General features: G+C 65.8%; 17 protein-coding genes. 10 read left to right on the plus strand and 7 right to left on the minus strand.

What is annotated here, in order from left to right; translation table 11 throughout:
* The first annotated feature begins 53 nt into the window (after positions 1-53).
* The 4 genes from H7F35_RS02955 to H7F35_RS02970 are packed head-to-tail and all read left to right on the plus strand — an operon-like array spanning position 54 to position 4,716.
* A complete protein-coding gene (locus H7F35_RS02955; protein WP_187111493.1) occupies positions 54-719 on the plus strand; it encodes a GntR family transcriptional regulator in 666 nt (221 codons plus the stop codon).
* 6 nt (positions 720-725) lie between these two features.
* A complete protein-coding gene (gene puuE, locus H7F35_RS02960; RefSeq protein ID WP_187111494.1) occupies positions 726-1,691 on the plus strand; it encodes an allantoinase PuuE in 966 nt (321 codons plus the stop codon).
* 2 nt (positions 1,692-1,693) lie between these two features.
* Complete coding sequence (gene uraD, locus H7F35_RS02965; protein ID WP_187111495.1) at positions 1,694-3,472, plus strand: 2-oxo-4-hydroxy-4-carboxy-5-ureidoimidazoline decarboxylase; 1,779 nt, start codon at positions 1,694-1,696, stop codon at positions 3,470-3,472.
* Positions 3,473-3,489: 17 nt separating this feature from the next.
* Positions 3,490-4,716 carry a M20 family metallopeptidase gene (locus tag H7F35_RS02970; protein ID WP_187111496.1) on the plus strand — a complete coding sequence of 409 codons (1,227 nt, stop codon included), beginning with the start codon at positions 3,490-3,492 and terminating at the stop codon, positions 4,714-4,716.
* Positions 4,717-4,764: 48 nt separating this feature from the next.
* Here H7F35_RS02970 and H7F35_RS02975 read toward each other — a convergent pair whose 3' ends face one another.
* The gene (locus H7F35_RS02975; RefSeq protein ID WP_187111497.1) at positions 4,765-5,184 is read right to left on the minus strand and encodes a hypothetical protein; all 420 of its coding nucleotides are present in this window, start codon (positions 5,182-5,184) and stop codon (positions 4,765-4,767) included.
* Between the two features lie 136 nt (positions 5,185-5,320).
* Positions 5,321-5,575: a hypothetical protein gene (locus H7F35_RS02980; protein WP_187111498.1), complete on the minus strand. Its 255-nt coding sequence runs from the start codon at positions 5,573-5,575 to the stop codon at positions 5,321-5,323.
* Positions 5,576-5,790: 215 nt separating this feature from the next.
* Between H7F35_RS02980 and H7F35_RS02985 the strand changes: the two genes are divergently transcribed.
* From H7F35_RS02985 to H7F35_RS03010, 6 genes are all read left to right on the plus strand, one after another.
* Positions 5,791-7,527: an S-layer protein gene (locus H7F35_RS02985; RefSeq protein ID WP_187111499.1), complete on the plus strand. Its 1,737-nt coding sequence runs from the start codon at positions 5,791-5,793 to the stop codon at positions 7,525-7,527.
* Positions 7,528-7,766: 239 nt separating this feature from the next.
* Entirely contained in the window at positions 7,767-9,260 is a 1,494-nt protein-coding gene (locus H7F35_RS02990) for an NCS1 family nucleobase:cation symporter-1 (RefSeq protein ID WP_187111500.1), read from the plus strand.
* Positions 9,261-9,287: 27 nt separating this feature from the next.
* The gene (locus tag H7F35_RS02995; RefSeq protein ID WP_187111501.1) at positions 9,288-10,025 is read left to right on the plus strand and encodes an aspartate/glutamate racemase family protein; all 738 of its coding nucleotides are present in this window, start codon (positions 9,288-9,290) and stop codon (positions 10,023-10,025) included.
* A 48-nt stretch (positions 10,026-10,073) separates the two neighbouring features.
* Complete coding sequence (locus H7F35_RS03000) at positions 10,074-10,841, plus strand: GntR family transcriptional regulator (RefSeq protein WP_187111502.1); 768 nt, start codon at positions 10,074-10,076, stop codon at positions 10,839-10,841.
* 113 nt (positions 10,842-10,954) lie between these two features.
* Positions 10,955-12,727: an EAL domain-containing protein gene (locus H7F35_RS03005; RefSeq protein WP_187111503.1), complete on the plus strand. Its 1,773-nt coding sequence runs from the start codon at positions 10,955-10,957 to the stop codon at positions 12,725-12,727.
* Positions 12,728-12,864: 137 nt separating this feature from the next.
* Entirely contained in the window at positions 12,865-14,355 is a 1,491-nt protein-coding gene (locus tag H7F35_RS03010) for a nucleobase:cation symporter-2 family protein (protein WP_187111504.1), read from the plus strand.
* A gap of 36 nt (positions 14,356-14,391) precedes the next feature.
* Here the strand turns inward: H7F35_RS03010 and H7F35_RS03015 are convergent, their stop codons facing one another.
* From H7F35_RS03015 to H7F35_RS03035, 5 genes are read right to left on the minus strand one after another with little or no spacing between them, the layout of a single operon-like run.
* Entirely contained in the window at positions 14,392-14,982 is a 591-nt protein-coding gene (locus tag H7F35_RS03015) for a YdeI/OmpD-associated family protein (RefSeq protein ID WP_187111505.1), read from the minus strand.
* Positions 14,979-15,386, minus strand: a complete 408-nt coding sequence (locus H7F35_RS03020) for a VOC family protein (protein ID WP_187111506.1) — start codon at positions 15,384-15,386, stop codon at positions 14,979-14,981. The genes H7F35_RS03015 and H7F35_RS03020 overlap by 4 nt, the downstream gene beginning before the upstream one ends.
* Positions 15,383-15,874, minus strand: coding sequence for a helix-turn-helix transcriptional regulator (locus H7F35_RS03025; protein ID WP_187111507.1), 492 nt, complete (start codon positions 15,872-15,874; stop codon positions 15,383-15,385). The genes H7F35_RS03020 and H7F35_RS03025 overlap by 4 nt, the downstream gene beginning before the upstream one ends.
* 21 nt (positions 15,875-15,895) lie before the next feature.
* Positions 15,896-16,753, minus strand: coding sequence for an aldo/keto reductase (locus H7F35_RS03030; protein WP_187111508.1), 858 nt, complete (start codon positions 16,751-16,753; stop codon positions 15,896-15,898).
* Positions 16,754-16,785: 32 nt separating this feature from the next.
* Positions 16,786-18,249 carry a sensor histidine kinase gene (locus H7F35_RS03035; protein WP_261803504.1) on the minus strand — a complete coding sequence of 488 codons (1,464 nt, stop codon included), beginning with the start codon at positions 18,247-18,249 and terminating at the stop codon, positions 16,786-16,788.
* Positions 18,250-18,420 lie beyond the last annotated feature (171 nt).

Here is an 18,420-nt window from a genome sequence, read left to right on the forward strand (position 1 = left end):
TTCCGGTGGACAAAAGTGTATACAGTTCACGCCTTTGGGTCTATCATGAAAACATGGAGTCCTCCACCACCCGTTCGATCGTCGACGCGCTCACGAAAGCGATCGTCGAGCACCGGCTTCAGCCCGGCACCAAACTCGCCGAGCAGAAGCTGGCCGACCACTTCGGCGTGTCGCGCACCCTCGTGCGTCAGGCGCTGTTCCAGCTCTCGCAGAACAAGCTGATCCGGCTCGAACCCGCGCGCGGCGCCTTCGTTGCCGCGCCGGCCGTCGACGAAGCCAAGCAGGTGTTCGCGGTGCGCCGCATGCTCGAAGCCGAGATGACGCGCGAGTTCGTGCGCACCGTCACGCCCGCCAAGATCAAGGCGCTCAAGGAACACGTCGCGCTTGAAAAATCCGCGGTGTCGGGCGAAGACATCTCCGGCCGCACCGAGCTGCTCGGCGACTTCCACGTACGCATGGCCGAGCTGATGGGCAACCAGGTGCTGGCGCAGATCCTCGGCGAGCTGATCTCGCGCTGCGCCCTCATCACGCTGATGTACCAGAGCACCAGCGCGGCCGAGCATTCCAACGACGAGCACGCCGACATCGTGAAGGCGCTGGCCGCCCGCGACGAAGAGCGCGCCGTGCGCCTCATGACCGAACACCTGGAGCACGTCGAGGCCAACCTCACGTTCGACCGCAAGGTCCCCACCAACGACATCTCGCTCGCCCTGGCCTGAACACCCATGACCGTCTACGACACCACCCTGCCCTATCCGCGCGACCTGATCGGCTACGGCCGCAACCCACCGCATGCGCAATGGCCCGGCGGTGCGCGCATCGCGGTGCAGTTCGTCCTCAACTACGAGGAAGGCGGCGAGAACGCCGTGATGCACGGCGACGCGGGTTCCGAACAGTTCCTCTCCGAGATGTTCAACCCGGCCAGCTACCCCGACCGGCACATCAGCATGGAAGGCATCTACGAGTACGGCTCGCGCGCCGGCGTGTGGCGCATCCTGCGCGAGTTCGAAAAGCGCGGCCTGCCTCTCACTGTGTTCGGCGTGGGCATGGCGCTGCAGCGCTACCCCGAGCTGACCGCCGCCTTCAAGGAACTGGGCCACGAGATCGCCTGCCACGGCTGGCGGTGGATCCATTACCAGAACCTGGACGAAGCCACCGAGCGCGAACACATGCGCCTGGGCATGGAAGCCATCGAAAAGCTCACCGGCGAACGCGCCCTCGGCTGGTACACCGGCCGCGACAGCCCGCGCACGCGCCGCCTGGTGGCGGACTACGGCGGCTTCGAATACGACAGCGACTACTACGGCGACGACCTGCCTTTCTGGATGAAGGTGCAAAAGACCGACGGCAGCGTGGTGCCGCAGCTCATCGTGCCCTACACGCTCGACTGCAACGACATGCGCTTCGCGCTGCCGCAGGGCTACTCGCACGCCGATCCGTTCTTCCAGTACATGAAGGACACCTTCGACGCGCTGTACGCCGAAGGCGACGCCAACGGCGACAACAGCCCCAAGATGATGAGCATCGGTATGCACTGCCGCCTGCTCGGGCGGCCCGGCCGCATCACGGCGCTGCAGCGCTTCCTGGACCACATCGCACAGCATGACCGCGTGTGGGTCTGCCGCCGCGTCGACATCGCGCGGCACTGGAAGCAGGCGCACCCCTTCGAATCGGCCGTCACCGGAAACTGACCATGAGCCTCACCCTCGCCCAACTCAACGCCGCCGCGCCGGCCACGGCCGTCGCACTGCTCGACGGCGTCTACGAGCACTCGCCGTGGATCGCGCAGCGCGCGCTGGCGCAACGGCCCTTTCGCACGCTCGCGCACCTCAAGCACGCGCTGGTGCAGGCGCTGGCCGCGGCTACAGCCGACGAGCAGATCGGCCTGATCCGCGCCCACCCGGAATTGGCAGGCAAGGCCATGGTCAGCAAGACGCTCACGGCCGAATCGACCAACGAGCAGAGCAAGGCCGGCCTGACCGACTGCACGCCCGAAGAGTTCGCGAAGATCCAGAAGCTCAACGCCGACTACAACGCGAAGTTCGGCTTTCCGTTCATCCTGGCGGTGCGTGGGCCGCGCGGCACGGGGCTCTCGAAGCGCGAGATCATCGACACCTTCGAGCGCCGGCTGTACAACCACCCGAGCTTCGAGCTGGGCGAGGCGCTGCGCAACATCCATCGCATCGCCGAAATCCGCCTGAACGACAAGTTCGCCGCCGACATCACGCTCGGCAACGATGTGTGGGACTGGCAGGAGCAGCTCTCGGTGCACACCGACCCCGGCTATGCCGAGAAGGGCCAGCTCACCGTCACTTACCTCACCGACGCGCACCGCGCCTGCGCCGCGCAGATCAGCGCGTTGATGCGCGACGTAGGTTTCGACTCGGTGCACATCGATGCAGTCGGCAACGTGGTCGGCCGCTACGAAGCCACGCAGCCGGGCGCGCGCGCGCTGCTCACCGGCTCGCACTACGACACCGTGCGCAACGGCGGCAAGTACGACGGGCGCCTGGGCATCTTCGTGCCGATGGCCTGCGTGCGTGAACTCAAGCGCCAAGGCCGGCGCCTGCCCTTCGCCTTCGAGGTGGTGGGCTTTGCCGAGGAAGAAGGCCAGCGCTACAAGGCCACCTTCCTGGGCTCGGGCGCGCTCATCGGTCACTTCGACCCGCGCTGGCTCGACCAGAAGGATGCCGACGGCATCACCATGCGCGAGGCCATGCAGCACGCGGGCCTGAAACAGGAAGACATCCCGAAGATCCAGCGCGATCCCGCGCGCTACCTGGGGTTTGTCGAAGTGCACATCGAACAGGGTCCGGTGCTCACCGAGCTTGATCTGCCACTGGGCATCGTCACGTCCATCAACGGCAGCGTGCGCTATGTGGGAGAAGTGATCGGCATGGCCAGCCATGCCGGCACGACGCCGATGGACCGCCGCCGCGACGCGGCCGCTGCCGTGGCCGAGCTGATTCTCTTCACCGAGCAACGCGCGGCGAAAGACGGCGATTCGGTCGGCACCGTTGGCATGCTCGAAGTGCCCAGCGGCTCCATCAACGTGGTGCCGGGGCGCTGCAAGTTCAGCCTGGACCTGCGCGCGCCCAACAACGCGCAGCGCGACGCGCTGGCCACCGACGTGGTGAATGCACTGAAGGACATCTGCGAGCGCCGCGGCGTGCGCTGCGAGCTGGAAGAAACGATGCGCGCCGCCGCCGCGCCAAGCGCGCCGGCCTGGCAGCAACGCTGGGAAAAGGCCGTCGACGCGCTAGGCATTCCGTTGTTCCGCATGCCCAGCGGCGCCGGCCATGACGCGATGAAGCTGCACGAGGTGATGCCACAAGCGATGCTCTTCGTGCGCGGCATCAACTCGGGCATCAGCCACAACCCGCTCGAATCGAGCACCAACGACGACATCCAGCTCGCCGTGCAGGCTTTCCAGCTGCTGCTGGACAACCTCGCGACCGAACAAGCCCACTGATTCACAGAAGAACAACCATGACCGACTACACGAAGCTCGACGCCTGGATCGACGCCCACTTCGACGAAGAAGTGCAGTTCCTGCAGCAACTGGTGCGCGTGCCCACCGACACACCGCCCGGCAACAACGCACCGCACGCCGAACGCACGGCCGAGCTGCTGAAAGACTTCGGCCTGGACGCCGAGAAGCACGCCGTGCCCGCACAGGACGTGAAGGACTACGGCCTCGAATCGATCACCAACCTGATCGTGCGCCGCAAGTACGGCAACAACGGCCTGACTGTGGCGCTCAACGCGCATGGCGACGTGGTGCCCCCGGGCGAAGGCTGGACGCATGACCCCTACGGCGGCGAGATCGCCGACGGCAGCCTCTACGGCCGCGCCGCCGCAGTCAGCAAGAGCGACTTCGCCAGCTTCACCTTCGCGCTGCGCGCGCTCGAAGCGGTCGCCAAGCCGACCAAGGGCAGCGTCGAGCTGCATTTCACCTACGACGAAGAATTCGGCGGCATCCTCGGCCCGGGCTGGCTGCTCAAGAACGGCCTGACCAAGCCCGACCTGATGATCGCGGCCGGCTTCAGCTACGAAGTGGTCACCGCGCACAACGGCTGCCTGCAGATGGAAGTGACGGTGCACGGCAAGATGGCCCATGCGGCCATCCCGACCTCCGGCGTCGATGCGCTGCAGGGCGCGGTGAAGATCCTGAACGCGCTCTATGCGCAGAACACGCTCTACCAGCAGGTGACGTCGAAGGTCGAGGGCATCACGCACCCCTACCTCAACGTCGGCCGCATCGAAGGCGGCACCAACACCAACGTGGTGCCCGGCAAGGTGGTGTTCAAGCTCGACCGCCGCATGATTCCCGAAGAGAACCCGGTCGAAGTCGAGGCCACGATCCGCAAGGTGATTGCCGATGCCGCCGCCGAGAGCGCAGGCATTACGGTCGACATCAAGCGCCTGCTGCTGGCCAATTCGATGAAGCCGCTCGCGGGCAACAAGCCGCTGGTCGATGCGATCCAGAAGCACGGCGGCGAACTGTTCGGCGAGCCGATCAAGGCCATGGGCACGCCGCTGTACACCGACGTTCGCCTCTACGGCGAAGCCGGCATTCCCGGCGTGATCTACGGCGCCGGCCCGCGCACCGTGCTCGAATCGCACGCCAAGCGCAGCGACGAGCGCGTGGTGCTGGAAGATCTGCGCCGCGCAACGAAGGTCATTGCGCGCACGCTGAGCGATCTGCTGGCCTGACCCTGGCCAGGTCGCCCGGCCAGCCCGGCCGGGTCAACTCGCCCGTCTTCAGCGACCCACAGTCGACCAGACCGCAGCCCGGCAACCCGGCTGGTCGCGCGGATGCAGCACATTGCAGTTCTGCAACGCGAGCTTCTGCATGTCGCTGAGCCGTGGCCCGTCGCGCTGCTGCGGCGCCTCCCAGCGCGGCCCGTAGGGATCGGGCTGCCATTGGGGTGCGGGCACCGGAACCGGCACGGGCACATAGCGCTGCGGTGCTTCACCCCAGCCATAGCGGCGGTCGTATTCACGCCGCTCGTGGCGGCCGCTGCGATCGTTCTGAAGCCGCCACATGCAGCTGTTGAAGTCGACGCCGGAACGGCCGCTGGCGCAGTACCTGCGATCGCTTTCGTAGACGTCCATGTCGCGCTGGGCGAAGGCGGCAACGGCGTTCAAACCCAGGAAGGCCAGGAGAACCAGTTTTTTCATAGATCGGACCACAGGTTCGTTGATGAAGAGCGGCCGGGCCGGGCCCGCCGCAATGACTGTATTTTGCCCTCGTGGACCCGCGACCCAACGTACGGGTTCATCGCACCACTGTTCGTGCTGTCTTCAAGCGCGAAATTCACTCCTTGCCCCATCGCCACTTCGGCGGCTCGCCCTTCAGCCAGCAGATGGCCACGAGAACGGCACTCAGGCCAACGGTCGCCAGAAAGAAAGTGAAGGGCGCGCGGTCGGGCCGGATCCGCCATACCGCCGCGCCCAGCAGGGCGAAGTAGCCCAGCATCACAGCCCAGCCCTGCCAGCGCGTCGGCACACCCCAACCCCAGCCATAGCGCTTGGCGGGGAACCAATAGTCCTTCGGCGTGCGAGATGTCATGGGAAAGTCCTGCCGGCTCAACATGCGTACAGGGTAGCGCCAGTGGAACGCGCGTGGGCTCATGAAATCTTCAGGTGTGGGGGAACTGCGCGCGGTCTCTTGCTCGCGGTTTCATCGCCGCGTCACAGCCCGAATCCAGACTCGGCGGCTTCTCCTGCCTCGAAAACCCGAGCGTGACGGCCAGCGACCTGCTGGCCGTTTTCGCGTCTGCCCTCATGAAATCCGCTTTCCTGCTTCCTTCCGTTTCAACGCCCCTCACGGTTTCCCTCGCACTCGCCACCGTCCTGCTCGCCAGTTGCGGCGGCGGGTCCGATGGCGGCATGCCGTTCTTCGGTTTTCCTGCGGCTCCGGTGGCCTCAGCGCCGCCTGTCGCGCCTGCTGACCCGGAACCGGCCGCCAAGCCCGGCCGCTGGACGGTGGGCGACCTGCACATCCACACCATCCAGTCGGACGACACGCAGCAGGTCTCCACGCTGGACCAGGTGCTGGCGCTGGCCTTCGACCGCTTCGGGCTCGACTGGGCGACCCTCTCGAACCATCTGCGCGAGTCTTCCTACGACAACGACGGCAACACGCTCCCCGCAGCGATCTCGTTCCCACGGTTCGACGGCAACGACAAGCCGCTCCCGCCGGTGATCCCGTTTTCAACGGGCATGGCAATGTACGAAGTGCCGCGCATCAAGGCACTGCAAGCCAGCGGCAAGTACGCGGACAAGACGATCTTCTCGTCCTTCGAGTGGGACATGCCCACGCATGACCACGGCAACGTCGGCATCCTGACCGACAACCCGATGTCGGACGCCGCGCTCAAGGCCGTGAGCCAGTTCGAGTACCTCTTCACCACCCGCGACCCGGTGATGTTCCCGGCCGACGACGTGGCGGCCTGGAACGCAAAGGACGCACGGGCCAACGCCACCCATGAGGACGTGCTCAAAGCCATCGCCTGGCTCAAGAAGAACTATCCCGACACGAGCTACCTGCAGATCAACCACCCGTCGCGCAACGTCGGCAAGTACACGATCGCCCAACTGCGCGAAATGAACGACGCCGCGCCCAACATCGTGTTCTCGCTCGAAGGCATGGTCGGCAACCAGATGGAGGGAAACCGGGGCGGCTACGTCAGCGCATACATCCCCGCCAACCTGCCCTCGCGCACTTACGGCGGCGTCGACTACCTCGTGGCCAATCTCGGTGGCACCTGGGACGCCTTGCTCTCCGAAGGCCGCCGCATCTGGAACGTGGCGGATTCGGACTATCACTTCACCACCTCCAAAGGCCTCTACGCCAGCGGCTATGCGCCCGGCGAGTACGCCAAGAACCACCTGTGGGGCGACATCAAGGACCCGAAGTCGCTGCTCGCGGCCTTCCGCGCAGGCAAGCTCTTCGCGGTCAACGGCGACCTGATCAACGCGCTCGACTTCAAGGTGCAGAGTGCGAAATCCACCGGCGAGATGGGCTCGGAAGTGGCTGCTAACGCAGGCGAAGACCTGAAGATCACCATTCGCTTCAAGAGCCCCGAGCGCAACAACTTCGAGTACCACCTCGGCAGCGGCGTCTACGCCAACGTGAAGCCGGTGGTCGACCACGTCGACCTGATCGCCGGTGACGTGACCGGCCCTGAAACCCCGGGCACACCGGGCTACTCGCGCGCCAACAACCCGTCGACCCGCGTGCTCAAGCGCTTCACGCGCGCCGACTGGAAGCTCGACGCCGACGGCTACTTCGCGATCAGCTACACCGTGAAAGCCGGACGCAACCAGTACTTCCGCCTGCGAGGCACCAACTTGGGGACGGACGTTGCGAACGAGACATCGAACGGCGAGCCCTTGCCCGATACCGAGCTGACGGTGGGTGCCGAACCGGTCAAGGGTTTCAACGCCATCAATGCCCGCAACTACGCCGACCTGTGGTTCTACTCAAACCCGGTTTTCGTGAAGGTCGCCGCGCTGTAGGCCATCTCTCTTTGCCGCTGGTTCTCCAGCGCACAAGGCGCCATGACCCTTGCGGGACATGGCGCTTTTTTCTTTGTCTTGCCCTCGCCGTGCATCAGGGAATCTACGGATATATGATTCCTCGAATGGTCTTGATTGCGTGCAGTTTTTGTATACAAATAACGCACTCGAAAAGCCGGCGCGAAATTTGCGTCAAAACGGGCTCCCAAAACCCAACTTAACTCGCACGAGGAAAGACCATGAGCACAGTCGTCAGCCAGGCCCCCGCGGGGGCAAGCGAAGCCGGCATTGCGCCGCACGCGGAATCGAACGCACTCATCAAGCCCGGCTACGACCCGCGCCTGACCAACGAAGACCTCGCCCCGCTGAAGAAGCAGACCTGGGGCCAATACAACATCTTTGCTTTCTGGATGTCCGACGTGCACAGCGTGGGCGGCTACATCACCGCCGGCAGCCTGTTCGCGCTGGGCCTGTCGAGCTGGCAGGTGCTGGTGTCGCTGCTGGTCGGCATCGTGATCGTGCAATTCTTCTGCAACCTCGTGGCCAAGCCCAGCCAGGTGACGGGCGTGCCCTACCCGGTGGTGTGCCGCGCGCCCTTCGGCGTGCTCGGCGCCAACATCCCGGCCATCATCCGCGGGCTGATCGCGGTGGCCTGGTACGGCGTGCAGACTTACCTTGCGTCGGCCGCCTTCATGGTGCTGGCGCTGCACATGGCCCCCGGCCTGGCGCCGTATGCCGATGTCGCGCAGCACGGCTTCGCCGGTCTGTCCACCCTCGGCTGGGTCGCGTTCATGGTCATGTGGGTGCTGCAGGCCTTCGTGTTCTGGCACGGCATGGAAGCCATCCGCAAGTTCATCGACTGGGCTGGCCCGGCCGTCTACGTGGTCATGACCGTGCTGTGCGGCTGGCTGGTGTGGAAGGCCGGCTGGAGCAAGATCGACCTGAACCTGGGCGGCATCAAGTTCCAGGGCTGGGACGCGCTGCCCGTGATGCTCTCGGCCATTGCGCTGGTGGTGAGCTACTTCAGCGGCCCGATGCTCAACTTCGGCGACTTCTCGCGCTATGGCAAGAGCTTCGACGCGGTGAAGAAGGGCAACTTCTGGGGCCTGCCGATCAACTTCATCTTCTTCTCTCTGCTGACCGTCATCACCACCGCGGCCACGCTGCCGGTGTTCGGCGAACTCATCACCGACCCGGTGCACACCGTGGGCAAGATCGACAGCACCACCGCCGTGGTGCTGGGCGCGCTGACCTTCATGATCGCCACCATCGGCATCAACATCGTGGCCAACTTCGTCTCGCCGGCCTTCGACTTCTCGAACGTGGCGCCGCAACACATCAGCTGGCGCACGGGCGGCATGATCGCGGCCGTGGGCTCGGTGTTTCTCACGCCCTGGAACCTTTACAACAGCCCCGAGGTCATTCACTACACGCTCGACGTGCTGGGCTCGTTCATCGGCCCGCTGTTCGGCATTTTGATTGCCGACTACTACATCGTGCGCAAGCAGCAGATCGACGTCGACGCGCTCTACACCATGAGCACGCAGGGCAAGTACTGGTACAGCGGCGGCTACAACCCGAAGGCGATCATGGCACTGGTGCCATCGGCGCTGGTGCCGATCCTGTGCGTGATGGTGCCGACGCTGCGCGGTGCCGCCAACTACGCGTGGTTCATCGGCATGGGCCTGGGCTTCGTGCTCTACGTGCTGCTGAACCGCAACAACAAGACTTGAAACACTGAAAGAGAAAGGGACCGCGCCGTGCGCATCAAGATCATCAACCCCAACACCACCTGGAGCATGACCGAGAAGATCGGTGCCTGCGCCCGCGCGGTGGCGCACGCCGGCACCGAGATCGTCGCCGTGAGCCCGGCCATGGGGCCGGTCTCCATCGAGAGCCACTACGACGAAGCGCTGGCCGTGCCCGGGTTGCTGCAGGAGATTGCGGCAGGCGAGCGCGACGGCATCGACGGCTACGTGATCGCCTGCTTCGGCGACCCGGGCCTGAAGGCCGCCCGCGAACTCGCGCGCGGCCCGGTGGTCGGCATCGCCGAAGCGGCGATGCACCTGGCCAGCATGATCGGCAGCCGCTTCAGCGTGGTGACCACGCTGGGCCGCACCATGGGACAGGCCTGGCACCTGGCCGAGATCTACGGCATGGAGCGCTTCTGCGCCAACGTGCGCGCCTGCGAACTGCCGGTGCTCGAACTCGAAGAGCCGGGCTCGCGTGCGCGCGAACGCATCGTCGAAGAATGCCGGCGCGCGCTTGAAGAAGATGGCTCCGACTGCATCGTGCTCGGCTGCGCCGGCATGACCGACCTGTGCGAGCACATCAGCGAACTGCTCGGCGTGCCGGTGATCGACGGCGTGGCCGCGGGCACCAAGCTCATCGAGTCGCTGGTCACGCTGAAGCTGCAGACCAGCAAGCGCGGCGAACTCGCACGGCCCTTGCCCAAGACAATGAAGGGCGCGCTCGAAGGCTTCACCCTCGTCGGGTGATACGGGCACCGTCACAGCCGCCATCGCTCGCTGGGCCACAATCTGCGCATGCCCCGCGCCAGCTCCAAATCTCCTGCCTCCCCTGCAACCACGGCTCCTGCCGACAACGGCGCCGCCGTTGCACCGGCCGCAGCCGACAAGAACAGCTCCATCGAAAGCATCGCCAACGACATCGCCACCGCGATCGTCGAGAAGCGCCTGCCGCCCGGCACATGGCTGCGTGAAGAGGCGCTGGGCCGCGTCTACTCGGTGAGCCGCACCAAGGTGCGCGCAGCCTTGCTGATGCTGTCGAAAGACAAGCTCATCGAGATGATTCCCGACAAGGGCGCCTTCGTCTGCCAACCTTCGGTGGAAGAAGCGCGCGAGGTGTTCACGGTACGCCGCATCCTCGAGAGCGAAGTGGTGCGCCTGTTCATCGCCAATGCTCGGCCGCGCGACTACCAGGTGCTGGAACAGCACATCAAGTTCGAGCGCGCCGCGTTGCGCCAGACCACCACCACGGGCACCGTGCGCGAGAAGCTGCTGGGCGACTTCCACGTGGCGCTGGCAGAGGCCACGGGCAACAAGACGCTGGCCGAACTGGTGCGCGAACTGGTGGCGCGCAGCTCGCTGATTGCGATGCTCTACCACTCGTCGAACGATCCGCACTGCTCTTCGGACGAGCACGCCGACTTTCTTCGCCTGTGCCGCAAGGGCGACGTGGAAGGCGCGGTGACCAGCATGATCGACCACCTGGAGCGCATCGAGGCCAGCCTCGAGCTGGGCACTGACAAGCCCGACCGCCAGCTCGACCTGGTCAAGGCACTGCTGGCCTGACGCCACGGCCGGCGGGCCGGTGCGACTGTCACAGAACCGCGTCATGCTGCACCCCGGACAGGCTCCGCGTTCTTTCTTCTTGCGGATGCGCCACCGACGAACATCCCAACAGCATGCCCCGGCACATTCGGCCCAGCGACACCCCTGCCTCGCATCCCGCGGTCTCCCCTGTTTTCCAGCCCATCGTGGACCTGCGCCAGGGAACGATCTTCGGCCATGAAGCCCTGATTCGCGGCCCCGCCGGCACCCCGCTCCACTGTCCTCTGGCACTGCTGGCGCTGGCCGCCAGCGAATCGCGGCTGACCGAGTTCGAGCTGCATTGCGTGGAAGTCATCTTCACGCACTGGGGCCGGCTGTCCAAGCCCGGACGCCTCTTCGTGAACATGAGCGCCGACGCGCTGGTCGCCGCCATGGGCGACGTGGGCGCGGCCTGCTGGCTCGAACGCATGCTCGCGCACTGCGACATATCGGCTCGCGACGTGACGGTGGAACTCACCGAGCAACGCGCGGCCGTCAACCCCGAGGCGCTGCAGCACGCGGTCAAGGCATTGCACGCACTGGGCGCACTCATCGCGCTCGACGATTTCGGCGAAGGCCATTCGAACCTGCGGCGCTGGAAAGACCTGCAACCCGATTTCGTGAAGATCGACAAGCTGCTGACCCAAGGCATCGCGAGCAGCCCGCAAAGCGTGGCGCTGGTGCGCGCCATCGTCGGCCTCGGCAACGCACTGGGCGCCGAACTGGTGGCCGAAGGCGTCGAAGACGCCAAGGACCTGCGCGTGCTGCGCGACCTCGGCATTGCCCATGGCCAGGGCTACCTGTTCGGCCGGCCGGCGCCCGCGCTGCAGCCCACGCTGCCCGAGGCCGTGACGGCAGCCATCCGCGACGCCCGCATCGCGGTGATGCCGCACGCCTCGCAGCCGTCGCAGCCCAACGTGCTGCGCAGCCTGTCGGTCATCCAGGCGCCCGCACTGAGCCCGCAGACGCCGATCGACGAGGTCTCGGCCATCTTCCAGAAGCATCCCGACCTGCATGCGCTCGCCGTGGTCGAGCAGGGGCGTCCCGTGGCGTTGATCAACCGGCAGTCGTTCATGAACGACTACGCGAGGATGTACTTTCGCGAGGTGCACGGCCGCCGCCCTTGCCTGTTGTATGGCAGCCTCTCGCCGCGCATCGTGGAGCGCGAGGAGAACGTCGAGAGCCTGCTCGGCATCCTGATGTCGGAAGACCAGCGCTACCTGAGCGAAGGTTTCATCGTCACGGAGAAAAAGCGCTACGCGGGCCTGGGCACCGGCGACCAGCTGGTGCGCGCCGTGACCGAGGCGCGCATCGAAGCCGCACGGCACGCCAACCCGCTGACCTTCCTGCCGGGCAACATCCCCATCAACATCCATATCGCGCGCCTGCTCGAGGGCCGTGCCGACTTTGTCGCCTGCTATGCGGACCTGAACAACTTCAAGGTGTTCAACGACCACTACGGCTACTGGCGCGGCGACGAGATGATCCTGCTGCTCGCGCGCCTGGCGACGCAGCACGCCAACCCGCACCGCGATTTCGTCGGCCACATCGGCGGCGACGACTTCCTGGTGCTGTACCAAAGCCCCGACTGGCAACAGCGCTGCACGGGGATGATCGACGACTTCAACCGGCAGGCACCCGGCCTCTACGACGAGGCGGACAGGCTGGCGGGTGGCGTCGAAGGGGAAGACCGGCAGGGCGTCCTGCGCTTCACGCCCTGCGCAACGCTCTCCATCGGTGCGGTGCGCATTCCGCCGGACATGTTCAGGCACGCTGAGGACGTGGCCAGCGAGGCGGCCATCGCCAAACACGAGGCCAAGCACACCGCGTCGGGCCTCACGGTGCGCGAGCCTCGGCCGCGCCCGTAAGGCACCCGGCCGGATTCGGGTTTTTCCGAGTCCGGATTGTTGCATAAGTTGTATACAGTTTGGCGTACACAACGAGGTGTGCGTCAGGGCAGTCCCGTGTCGCGCCGCCTCTCCCCTCGCAGCAGCAGGAGACAACGATGACGGCCGACAACACACTTTCCAGAGTTCACCCCGTGGACGAGCGTTTGCCCTCAGGCAAGCTCGCTGCCCTCGGCCTGCAGCACGTGCTGGTGATGTACGCGGGCGCCGTCGCGGTGCCGCTGATCGTCGGCCGCGCGCTCAAGCTTTCGCCTGACGAAGTCGCCCTGCTGATATCGGCCGACCTGTTCTGCTGCGGCATTGCCACGCTGATCCAGGCACTGGGCGCCACGCAGTGGTTCGGCATCAAGCTGCCGGTGATGATGGGCGTGACCTTCGCATCGGTAGCGCCGATGGTCGCCATGGCCAACGCCAACCCGGGACAGAACGGCGCACAACTGCTGTTCGGCGCCATCATCGGCGCGGGCGTGGTGTCGATACTGATCGCGCCGCTCGTGAGCCGCATGCTGCGCTTCTTTCCGCCGGTGGTCACCGGCACCATCATCGCGGTCATCGGCATCAGCCTGATGCGCGTGGGCATCAACTGGATCTTCGGCAACCCGGTGGGCCCGACGGCACCCGCGCTGGTCGACCCGGTGTATGCGAAATGGCTGGCCGAGGTCACCTCGCCAGGCAGTTCGATTCCCGCCGTGCCCAAGGGCTTCGCGATCATGCCCACGGTGCCCAACCCCAAGTACGCCGACCTGTCGGGCTTCGGCGTGGCCGCACTGGTGCTGGTGTCGATCCTGCTGATCGTGAAGTACGCCAAGGGCTTCGTCGCCAACATCTCGGTGCTGCTGGGCATCGTGATCGGCGCGGTGGTGGCCTCGGTCACCGGGCTCATGACCTATGAAAAGGTCGGCAAGGCCGCATGGGTCGACATCGTGCTGCCTTTTCACTTCGGCATGCCGCAGTTCGACCCGATCCTGATTCTCACGATGACGCTCATCATGATCGTGGTGATGATCGAATCCACCGGCATGTTCCTCGCGCTCGGCGAGATGACTGGCCGCAAGATCGACCAGAAGGATCTTGCCAAGGGCCTGCGCACCGACGGCCTGGGCACGCTGATCGGCGGCATCTTCAACACCTTCCCCTACACCAGCTTCTCGCAGAACGTGGGCCTTGTGGCCGTCACCGGCATCAAGAGCCGCTATGTGTGCGTGGCCGGCGGCGTGATCCTGATCGTGCTGGGCCTGCTGCCCAAGATGGCCGCGCTGGTCGAGTCGCTGCCGACCGTGGTGCTGGGCGGCGCGGGCCTCGTGATGTTCGGCATGGTGGCGGCCACCGGCATCCGCATCCTCTCGGGCGTGGACTTCAAGACCAACCGCCACAACGCGATGATCGTCGCGGTGTCCATCGGCATCGGCATGATTCCGCTGATCGCACCCAACTTCAAGCAATGGATGCCACATGCCATTCACTCGCTGATCGAGTCGGGCATCTTGCTGGCGTCGATTGCTGCGGTGCTGCTGAACCTGTTCCTCAATGGTGCGAAGCACGACGAGCAAGCCGTGATCGCTGCGGCCAAGCAGGCCGAGGCGCACTAGAAGAAGGCACCACCCCGACCTCTGCCGACGACCCGTTCAACGATCGTTCAATCCCATGCCGTCGAGTATCAGCGGCAGGGCTTTCTCGACGCGGGCTTCCCGGGTCTGCGCTTTCTTCGCACCGGTGAAATAGATGTGATATTGCCGTTGGCGCCCCGGCGTCAAGGCATGGAATGCCTCGCGCAAGGCGGAGTTCCTGTCGAGCTTGGCCTGGAACTCCTGGGGGTAGACCAGGTCCGAGCTCTTCTTGAATTGCACCTTCAGGCCGGCCTCTTCGATGGCGATGGCCTGCTTCACAAAGCGCTTCACCGTGGCCTTCAGCCTCGTGATTTCAGCTGCTGACGTGAAACGCATCTGGCGGGCCGATTGCGAGTTTTCTCCGGGCTGGATGAGCAGGCTTCGAGGGTCTTCCAGCAGCGCGCCTTTCAGGAAAAGCAGCGCGCAAGTTTCCTTGAGCGGCATGATCACGACGATGTTGCTGCCGTCCCAGGTATAGGTGGGCTTGCCCCACTTGAGCTCCTCGGTGAGGCCGCAGCCGAGGAGGATGCTTCTCAGCAATTCGAGTTCGGCCCGCCAGGGCCTGGGCTTCGAAAAATAGGGATCGACCTTGGGGTTCGATGGATTCATTGCCGGGCCTCGATCATCTTCCACCCGTTGCCCGACGGGTCACGAAAGCCGGCATCCACCGTGCCGAAGCGGGCCACCGGTTCCTGCGTGAACTCCACGCCCCGGGCGGTCATTTGCGCATGGGCGGCGCGGCAGTCGGCCACGCTCAGCACGAGCGGTGGCATCGCGCCCTTGGCCACGACCGCGTTCAGCGTCTGCGCCGTCGCAGCATCGAGGACCGGCGGTCCCGGCGTGAACAGCCCCAACTGAAACGACGGCTGCTCCGGGTGCTGAACCGTGAGCCAGCGATAGGTTCCGTTGCGCACGTCCGTGTGAACGCGAAACCCGAGCTTGTCGACATAGAACGCGAGCGCTTCGTCCTGATCGCGAACGTACAGGCCCACCACTTGAACACCTTGACTCATGAAGACTCCTTGTTGTGTGGCCTGTTTATATCGGCGGCTTCCCGGCGCCGCTTCTCCGAAACTGCTGTGATCAGGTCGGGCCGCTGCGCCGCGCCGAGGATGCACAGGGGCACGCGGCCGGGCTCGCCTGCCTCGGCCCTTGCGCGCGCACGGATCGCACTCGGACTCTCGCCGGTGATGTCGCGGAAGGTGCGCCCGAACGTGCCCAGGCTCTCCCAGCCCGTGTGGAACGCGATCTCGGTGATGGGCAGGTCGGTGTCGCGCAGCAGTGCCGTCGCCCGCTCGATGCGCAGCGTCAGCAGATACCGGTGCGGCGGAACGCCGAAGGCGTCCTTGAACGAGCGGGCGAAGTGGGCTTCGGAAACACCGCTCACATCCGCCAGCCGATGGACAGGCCAGTCTTCGGACGAGGCCGCGTCCATCCGGTCCTTGGCGCGCAGCAGGCGGCGCAGCAGCGCGGGGTCCTGGTTCGGGAGTTCGCCGTTCATGTCGTGCGCCGGAGGGCCACGTCAGATCATTGCCAGCGGCGTCTTGCGGCGCGGCGGCGGGTGCAGGCGGTCCAGTTCAGCCAGCGTGGCCGCATCGAGCTTCAGTGCAGCAGCGGCCAGGTTCTCTTTCAGGTGCACGCTGCGCACCGCCTTCGGAATCGCGACGACGCCGGGACGCGCCAGCACCGCGGCCAGCGCGAGCTGCGCGGCGGTCACGCCGAGCCGCACCGCCAGTTCTCCCAACGCATCGTCTTCGGCCAGCGCGCCCTGGTCGATCGGGCTGTAGGCCATCAGCGGCATGCCGCGCTCGCGCTGCCAGGGCAGCAGGCTGAACTCGGGGCCGCGTTCCCCCAACGACAGGTAGACCTGGTTGGCCCCGCAGCCGGGGCCGTCGCCTGTGACCTGCACCAGTTCTTCCATGTCGTCGGTGTCGAAGTTGCTCACGCCCCAGTGGCCGATGCGCCCGCTGGCAACCAGCGCCTGCATCGCCTCGACCGTTTCGGCCAGCGGATGGCTGCCGCGCCAATGCAGCAGGTAGAGGTCGACGGCATCGAGTCCCAGCCGCTTCAGGCTGCGTTCGCAGGCATCGCGTGTGCCGCGACGGCTCGCGTTGTGCGGATAGACCTTGCTGACGACGAAGAGGTCTTCGCGCCGCACATCGCCCGCGCGCAACGCCTCGCCAATGGCCTGCCCGAGCACCGTCTCGGCGCCACCCTCGCCATACATCTCGGCCGTGTCGATGAGCCGGTAACCCAGGCCGATGGCCTCGCGCACGGCGGCCACCTCGGCCGCGCGACGGCCGGCCACCTCGCCCATGCGCCAGGTGCCGAGACCGAGAACCGGCATCTCGCCGCCGGTGGGGAGTGGAAGTGTTCGCATGGCCCCCATGGTACGAGGGGGCGAAGCCGTTGTCAGGCCAGCGAGAGCGGCAGCCACACCGTCACGTGCAACCCGCTGCCTTGCGGGTTGGTGTCCAGCGCGATGCGGCCGTTGTGCTTGCCCAGCACCGACCTGACGATCGCCAGGCCCAACCCGCTGCCCGACTGCGTCTGGTCCGGGTTGCGAAAGAAGCGGTCGAACACGCGTTCGCGCAAGGCAGGCGGAATGCCAGGGCCCTGGTCTGTCACGCGCAGCACCGCCATCGGTCCTTCGCGGGCGATGCGCACCGTCACCGTGCCACCATCCGGGCTGTACTTGAGGGCGTTCTCCACGATATTGCTGATCATCGAGATCAGGCTCTCGCGCTCGCCGAACACGGGCGTGGCCCCTTCGGACACGAAATCCAGCACCACGCCGCGCGCGCCGGCCAGGCCTTCGACCAGCGAAATCCTGTCCTGCACCAGCCCGTCGAGCGCGAGCACGGTGGGCAAGGCGTCCTGCGGAATCTCGTCGCTGCGCATCAATTGCTGCAACTGGCCCACGAGGCGCGAGGCGCGGTCGTTGCTTCGCAGCAGGTTGCCCATCAGCTCACGCTGGCCCGCGTCGTCGGTCTGCTCTTTCAGCGCCTCCACGTTCACGCGCATCGCGTCCAGCGGCGTGCGCAGTTCGTTGGCCGCATCGGCGATCAGCCCGCGCTCGCGCGCGGCGCGGTCGCGCACGCTGCGCAACAGGTCGTTGATGCTGCGCACCAGCGGCCGCAATTCCTTGTGCTTGGGCTCGAAGGACAGCGGCGTCAGGTCGGCCGGGCCGCGCGCGGCGGTTTCCTCCGTGACCCGCCGCCAGGGCCGCAGCGCGAGCATCACCGACAGCCATGCCGGGAAGATCAGAAAAGGAAGGCTGATCAGCAGCGGCAGCAGGTAGTAGGCGCGGTTGTCGATGGTGAAGTTGAAGTTGAAGCGCCAGATCTTCGGCTCGGCCAACATCACGCGGGTGTCCAGGATCGGCGAAGTCAGTGTGCGCGCGTGCCATTCATGGTCGCCGACCCGGATCGTCTCGATCCGGCCCGGCACCGAGTTCAGCATCACCGGCAGGCCCTCGTTGGAGTTGTAGATGAGCACGCCCTCCTGCCACACCTGCATGACGGGCGCCTTGTTCGAGCCTGAGTTCTCCAGCAATGTCAGGTCGAAGGCCTGCAGGGTCTCTTGCTGCCGGTCGGGCGAGGCCGCCAGGTTCTGTGCCGTCGTGAGGATGAGGCTGTAGACCTTGTCGTAGCGCACCAGCTCGGGCACCGTATTGGAGTCGTACAGGCACAGACCGATGGTCAGGCCCCAGAGCAGCGTCACCACGCCGATCTGGGCCAGCAGCAGTCGCCGCACCAGCGAAGGCTGGACCCACTGCCTCCATCGCCGGACAAACGCCTGCATCACCGCGTGCCGCTCTTCGCGCGTGCGTAGCGGCCGCAATGCGGCGTTGTTCTCGGCAAGCAAAACATTCATGAGTCTCCTGGCGACCTGCCCCGGGCGGGGGTGTCGCGAGCGCGCCCAGTATCTGGGAGGCCGTACGGTGAAATTCAGAAAACCTTCATGAAGCGTTCGGCGCAAGGCATCCGCCGGGTGCCAACCGGCGTCCGTTGCCTTCTCAATTTCAGAAGGCCAAGACACTTTTAT

Origin of the sequence: Variovorax sp. PAMC26660 (genome assembly GCF_014302995.1) — a bacterium.
In the GTDB taxonomy this organism is placed as follows: domain Bacteria; phylum Pseudomonadota; class Gammaproteobacteria; order Burkholderiales; family Burkholderiaceae_C; genus Variovorax.

Excerpts from the sequence above, each read along its gene's own strand:
- H7F35_RS02955 (WP_187111493.1), top strand. The coding sequence starts at position 54 with ATGGAGTCCTCCACCACCCGTTCGATCGTCGACGCGCTCACGAAAGCG.
- H7F35_RS03015 (WP_187111505.1), bottom strand. The coding sequence starts at position 14,982 with ATGAATCCATCGAACCCCAAGGTCGATCCCTATTTTTCGAAGCCCAGG.
- H7F35_RS02970 (WP_187111496.1), top strand. The coding sequence starts at position 3,490 with ATGACCGACTACACGAAGCTCGACGCCTGGATCGACGCCCACTTCGAC.
- H7F35_RS03005 (WP_187111503.1), top strand. The coding sequence starts at position 10,955 with ATGCCCCGGCACATTCGGCCCAGCGACACCCCTGCCTCGCATCCCGCG.
- H7F35_RS02980 (WP_187111498.1), bottom strand. The coding sequence starts at position 5,575 with ATGACATCTCGCACGCCGAAGGACTATTGGTTCCCCGCCAAGCGCTAT.
- H7F35_RS03010 (WP_187111504.1), top strand. The coding sequence starts at position 12,865 with ATGACGGCCGACAACACACTTTCCAGAGTTCACCCCGTGGACGAGCGT.
- H7F35_RS02975 (WP_187111497.1), bottom strand. The coding sequence starts at position 5,184 with ATGAAAAAACTGGTTCTCCTGGCCTTCCTGGGTTTGAACGCCGTTGCC.
- puuE (WP_187111494.1), top strand. The coding sequence starts at position 726 with ATGACCGTCTACGACACCACCCTGCCCTATCCGCGCGACCTGATCGGC.
- uraD (WP_187111495.1), top strand. The coding sequence starts at position 1,694 with ATGAGCCTCACCCTCGCCCAACTCAACGCCGCCGCGCCGGCCACGGCC.
- H7F35_RS03025 (WP_187111507.1), bottom strand. The coding sequence starts at position 15,874 with ATGAACGGCGAACTCCCGAACCAGGACCCCGCGCTGCTGCGCCGCCTG.
- H7F35_RS03020 (WP_187111506.1), bottom strand. The coding sequence starts at position 15,386 with ATGAGTCAAGGTGTTCAAGTGGTGGGCCTGTACGTTCGCGATCAGGAC.
- H7F35_RS03000 (WP_187111502.1), top strand. The coding sequence starts at position 10,074 with ATGCCCCGCGCCAGCTCCAAATCTCCTGCCTCCCCTGCAACCACGGCT.
- H7F35_RS03035 (WP_261803504.1), bottom strand. The coding sequence starts at position 18,249 with ATGAATGTTTTGCTTGCCGAGAACAACGCCGCATTGCGGCCGCTACGC.
- H7F35_RS03030 (WP_187111508.1), bottom strand. The coding sequence starts at position 16,753 with ATGCGAACACTTCCACTCCCCACCGGCGGCGAGATGCCGGTTCTCGGT.
- H7F35_RS02990 (WP_187111500.1), top strand. The coding sequence starts at position 7,767 with ATGAGCACAGTCGTCAGCCAGGCCCCCGCGGGGGCAAGCGAAGCCGGC.
- H7F35_RS02985 (WP_187111499.1), top strand. The coding sequence starts at position 5,791 with ATGAAATCCGCTTTCCTGCTTCCTTCCGTTTCAACGCCCCTCACGGTT.